Source organism: Oleiphilus sp. HI0086, assembly GCF_001635225.1.
Map to the genome: position 1 here is coordinate 1 of NZ_LWFZ01000701.1, position 5701 is coordinate 5701.

Annotated in this window: 5 protein-coding genes and 4 tRNA genes; all 9 read right to left on the bottom strand. The window is 44.9% G+C overall.

Annotated elements, in window-relative coordinates; genetic code table 11:
- Positions 1–427, bottom strand: a 427-nt coding sequence (locus tag A3756_RS11240) for a GTP-binding protein (RefSeq protein WP_156490421.1), incomplete at its 3' end; no start/stop codon positions are given.
- Between the two features lie 113 nt (positions 428–540).
- Positions 541–616, bottom strand: a tRNA-Thr gene (locus tag A3756_RS11245).
- Between the two features lie 15 nt (positions 617–631).
- A tRNA-Gly gene (locus A3756_RS11250) sits at positions 632–706 on the bottom strand.
- A 10-nt stretch (positions 707–716) separates the two neighbouring features.
- Positions 717–800: transfer RNA gene (locus A3756_RS11255), tRNA-Tyr, on the bottom strand.
- A 39-nt stretch (positions 801–839) separates the two neighbouring features.
- Positions 840–915: transfer RNA gene (locus A3756_RS11260), tRNA-Thr, on the bottom strand.
- A 39-nt stretch (positions 916–954) separates the two neighbouring features.
- Entirely contained in the window at positions 955–1599 is a 645-nt protein-coding gene (locus A3756_RS11265) for a hypothetical protein (RefSeq protein ID WP_068553511.1), read from the bottom strand.
- Entirely contained in the window at positions 1599–2342 is a 744-nt protein-coding gene (locus tag A3756_RS11270; RefSeq protein ID WP_068553512.1) for a type III pantothenate kinase, read from the bottom strand. The genes A3756_RS11265 and A3756_RS11270 overlap by 1 nt, the downstream gene beginning before the upstream one ends.
- Positions 2342–3295, bottom strand: a complete 954-nt coding sequence (gene birA, locus A3756_RS11275; protein ID WP_068553513.1) for a bifunctional biotin--[acetyl-CoA-carboxylase] ligase/biotin operon repressor BirA — start codon at positions 3293–3295, stop codon at positions 2342–2344. The genes A3756_RS11270 and birA overlap by 1 nt, the downstream gene beginning before the upstream one ends.
- 98 nt (positions 3296–3393) lie before the next feature.
- On the bottom strand, positions 3394–5701 hold a 2308-nt coding region (locus A3756_RS27675; protein ID WP_068553514.1), incomplete at its 5' end, for a hypothetical protein.

The following is a 5701-nucleotide window of genomic DNA, read 5'->3' on the forward strand; positions in this document are numbered from 1 at the left end:
CAGCCAACAAGTCAGCCTTGTTCAAGAATACTACAATGTAAGGTACACCTACCTGACGAGACAAAAGGATGTGCTCACGAGTCTGAGGCATAGGACCATCAGTCGCACCACAAACCAAGATAGCACCATCCATCTGAGCAGCACCTGTGATCATGTTCTTAACATAATCGGCGTGCCCTGGGCAGTCAACGTGAGCGTAGTGACGATCAGTTGAATCATACTCAACGTGAGACGTCGCGATAGTGATACCACGTTCTCTTTCTTCTGGTGCGTTATCGATGTTTGCGAAGTCAACCTTCTCACCACCGAATACTTCTGCACATACACGCGTTAACGCTGCAGTCAAAGTTGTTTTACCGTGATCAACGTGACCAATAGTACCTACGTTGACGTGTGGTTTATTACGTTCAAATTTTTCTTTTGCCATCCGAACATCTCCTCAAAAAATATAGCTCGATTGCGGACACTGCGTCTCGGCCAGCTAGAACCAGCATTGACCACACACAACTTAAATTCAATAAAACCAAGCAATAACACTCATGGAGCTCATAACCGGAATTGAACCGGTGACCTCCACCTTACCAAGGTGGCGCTCTACCGACTGAGCTATATGAGCAACGAATTTATTACTTGGAGCGGGCAGCGGGAATCGAACCCGCATCATCAGCTTGGAAGGCTGAGGTAATAGCCATTATACGATGCCCGCCACATAAAACTGGTGGAGGGGGGTGGATTCGAACCACCGAAGCTTACGCGTCAGATTTACAGTCTGATCCCTTTGGCCACTCGGGAACCCCTCCAGCTAGAATCGTAAAGACTCTAAAGAACTCAAAACAAAATGGAGCTGGTGGACGGAATCGAACCCCCGACCTACGCATTACAAGTGCGTTGCTCTACCGACTGAGCTACACCAGCTGCACACCCTCATTTCGAGAGGCCGCTATACTAAGTGAACTATTTTTCAGATGCAACACTTTTGCAAAAAATTTCTCTCTTCTTTGCACCTGTTGATAACAATGCAGCAATTTCGTCTATTTTCTCTTGGTTTTCAGCAGCATAATCAAGCCCGTACTCCAACCAAAAACTCGTTTCAGACTTCTTTTTCTCGAAAATGCTTGGCGCCATACCACTTTTCTTTACTTTTTTTGCTAACCCGCGCGCCAAATCTATATTTTCAAACACCCCTAAAGAATAAGCCCCACTTAATTCTCCTGAAGAAATCTTATACGTGTCGACCTTAATCTCAAGCAATCTTTGCTCTAGATCTTCAACAACATCTTTCTTCGCGATATACACCCAATAAGAGGGCGCCTTATCAAGAGTTTGACCTACAATCTGAACCTCACCAGTCCCCGGAAGCACTCTCTTTTTTTCCAATTCCAACTCAGCCCTATTATCAAAAGGCCCCAGCAACTCACAACGCCTCGCTATTGCCTGTTTATCGCCACCCGACGATGAAATATCCGACAACAATACTATACGTTTTACTGCCTTATTTTCCTGAAATTCTGGACTCACACCCTGCTCTCGATGCTTCACCCACTGAAAAGCAACCAGACCTACATTCACAACCAATAACGCTATAAACACCCACTTCATTAGTGTAGCTCCCCCTCAAGCCTAGATCCGAACAGCCCAGCCATCCCCTCAAAGACCAATACAGGCCTCAATTCGTAAGCCCCCACGATAAATCCGGCGATATATTTAGCATCACCACCCGTAAGTATTACCTTGTTAATACCATAGCCCTGACACTGTGACTCTAAGTAGCTTATAGTTTGACTCACCATAATATGAACACCATTAACAACACACTGCTCAGTATTCCTGCCTGGAGATAATCCACACTGCACATCATCATCTAATACAATTTTCGATGTCCCCGCCACAAGCGAATCCTGCAACATTTTGCAACCTGGAAAAATATAGCCACCAATATGCCGTCCATCTCCGTCAATCAAGTCGGCCGTCAAGGCACTACCGCTATCGATTACCATACAAGCGCCTTGATACAGATCGCGCACGGCTGATATTACCAGGCAGCGATCAACCCCCAACCTTTTCACCTCATCGTAAGCAAATTGCTGCCCGCTCATATCATCATGAGAAATCGCATAAATCTTAACATCCACCATACGCTGGAGCGCGTCAAGCAGACTATCTAGTACTTCAGACACCCTAACAGATGCTACCAGCACCCTATTAAATGACATGCCACCCAACTCTGCTGCCAGCAAAGCAGGATCAAGCGCCGACAACAACTCCTCTCCCGACCTTATGATTTTATTATTTTCAGCTAAACACCACTTGATCCGTGTGTTGCCGCAATCTAATAGAAGCATCAGCCTAACCTCACCGACACCTCACCTGCGTTAACCGCAGATAGTGCTCCATCAACCTCTAATAAGAGCGCGCCAGATAAGTCAACTCCTCGCGCAATACCAACTATTGCACCACTGTTGATTTCAACCACTTTACCCGCTAAAGCATCAAATTTGTTCCAATCCGACAAAAAATCCTTAAAGCCACCCAACTTAAAACGCTCTAAGTCACAATACAAACCACTCAATAAGTTGCCAGCTAGCTCATTCCGACCAATATCCGATACTTCGGACAAAGCTGACCAAGCCTGCTCAATCACTTCCGCATCCTCAGGCTTCATATCAACATTCAAACCCAGACCAACCACAACCCGCCAACTCGTTGTCGCCTCTCCATGCAACTCAACCAAAATACCTGCTAACTTTCTTCCACTTAACCAAACATCATTCGGCCACTTTAACTCAACGCCACTAACACCAAGTGATGCTAGCGTCTTCACAACAGACAAACCAACCACCAAACTTAGCCCCGATAGAGCTTCTGCCCCACCATCAAGATTAAAAGCAATACTAAGATAAATATTTCTCGCAAAAGGGCTAACCCATTTTCGGCCACGACGACCTTTTCCGGCCGTCTGATATTCTGCCAAGCAACTCTCGTATAAATTTCCTTCGAGTTGCTTTTCCAATAAGTGAGTATTTGTTGAATCGGTACTTAAAAGCACCTCAATAGAGATATTTTCGACAGCTTGAGCTGCCATATACGACTGAATAGATTTACCACACAATAGATCAAGCGGTCGCAACAAACGATAGCCGCGCCCTTTTACTGACTCCAAGGGTAAACGCAACTCCTCCAATTGACCTAACGCTTTCCACACTGCAGTTCGGCTTACACCCAAAGTACGACCAAGGTCCGACCCTGAATGGAATTCACCATCCGACAAGAGATTTAAAATAGAACGGAGTTCCATAAGGGAAACCAAAAAGAAATGAAGCCGCGATTATAGCGACTTCGAAAGCATTATCGCAATGCCATCCTTATTAAGGCAAGAAAATGTAAGCGCCAGCTTTAATCTATTGGCGTAGCAGTAATATCAGTTGTGATATTAAAGTTCTGTAGCTTCATTCCGTATAGCAGCGTTGACTCACCACCGACAGAGTGGCTGAGATTAACTCTTTCAAAATCAAGCTCTTTGAACTGCGTATTTGTTCTCATCGCAACACCTACCGGTCTATTTGCAATATCTGCAGCAGTCATATCTGAAGGAGCCTTGTACTCATAGGAGCCATCAGGCAACATAACCTTTTCCCAACCCTCTTCACCGTAGATATTATTACTATCGAAGCCTGTCGACTTCTTAATAACCGGAGCGCGAGCAATATCCATGTTGTATTCTGTCTGAATCCCAAAATCGTCAGACAAATTGTTCCCGTCATTGGTCGTATAATTATCAAATATTAACTTTAGACCCGTTCCCTTATCGGGCGAACCAGTACCCTCGCCATCGCGCCCGACATGCCAAGTTAAGCGATTTCTCTTTCCTTCAGAATCAATCTTCGACTTAAAGTGCCGTTTAGATGTTATTGTTAAGCCCTGGTCCCCACGATTTTCCCAGCGCCCGTTATCAGCAATACAATCACCCTGGCTAGCTCCGACACCACCAATACAAACATCTCCAGCACCACCAGTTGATATCAAGGTCTCAGAACCAGCATGATAACTCTCTACTACAAGCCCGCCAAAGCTAGCGTCAGCAGTGCGTTCACCTATTTTAAAGTCTGTAACATCCAACCGACTCCAACTTTCACCTTCATAAATCTTTAATCCGTCACTTGTGACATCTAACATCATGTCACGCAAGTGCACATCATAATTCAGCCCACTTAACCAGATTCCATTCCCAGTCCCGTCAGCCTCTAAATAGGAACCCATAATGCCATCACTAATTGATATATCGGAATTTACTGTAATTCCTTCGCTGCCTTCTCGCCCACCAGCCCCAAGTGTAATATGGCCATTAAGCGTTCCTTCCAAAGAAGGTGAACCTAACAAACCAGGAAGCCCCTGCACTCCCTGTGCAGACCCAAGCTTCTCATTCTTTAAATCCTCTTTATCCCCGGTACTCTCAGCAACCCGCACTCCCTCAATTTGATAGCCAAAAGCAAGATCTTCAAAACCAAGCCTTAGACCATCAAAAAACACGTCATCATTTGGCAAGTCTGCAGTAATATCGATAGTGATATCTCCATCAACATAAGCAGAAAGAGAACTCAACATCAAAGAATAACCATCATCGGTGTATACAAAGTTAGATTGATTTGTGTCACCAGCGATACTTAATTGAGTATCAAGACGTAAACCTTGATTGCCAGCCTCTGTATTACCGCCAGCTTGAACCAAGATTTTGTTGGTTCGACTAACACCACCCCAAACGGAGTCGGCGTAGGTCAAAGCAATATCGAAAGAACCTAGTGACTTTAATTGAACAGGGTTACCCGCGACATATTGATCAATATTTGTTTTAGTTTCACCCAAAACAAAATCCTGAACATGCAGATCTATCGCTAACTGTTCAAAGGCTAAAGCCAAGCCCACACCATGATAAGCGTCACCTGAATCCTCATCATCCAAAATATCTAGCGTCATGTTGACCAAATCTGTTGACCCGGTAATACCCAAAGCACCTACCCAGTAACCTGTATCTGCCCAGTCAGTATCATCACCCCACGCTACATCCAAGCGATTAAACTGGTTCGATGAATTGATCGTCATTCCTGTAAGACCATCAGCGCCGCCCGCGGCAATTAACAAATCAGAATTAACATCCATATTAATCCACAAGCTACCGTAACTTGCTAAAGGCGCGCCCGACGTAACATCATTAGTTACCCCGTGATTTAACGCGTTATTACTATACCTAATGGCATCTACACTTAGCTCTGCCTTTAGGTTAGGCATTGATAAGTTAAGCTGTCCTGCCTCGGTCACCCCAAACACCGTACCCAAAGATTCGACATCCAAACTTAAACCATCCAAGAAAAACTCATTGCCATTAGTGCGATATCCTAAGCGCCCATTTTCGACGGTAAAATCAATATCATACAACCCACCCAAAACATTGTTAGCACCGTGTCTTGTATTACCTCTGTTGTGCACCAAGATAGAGCCATCAATCTCGTAGTCAATAAAGAAGCCCCCTATACTCGGATCTGTTACAAGTGAAGGCAGGCCCGGCGCATCAACAAAACGAATTTCCTCTATTTCGAACCTTGCGACATTTCCAGAAGAAAAGGCAAACTTTATATCGCCGTTATCAAGAATATCAAACTCTAATCGGTGCTCTGCCAACTGCCCAGGATCTGCAGCAGAGCTCATC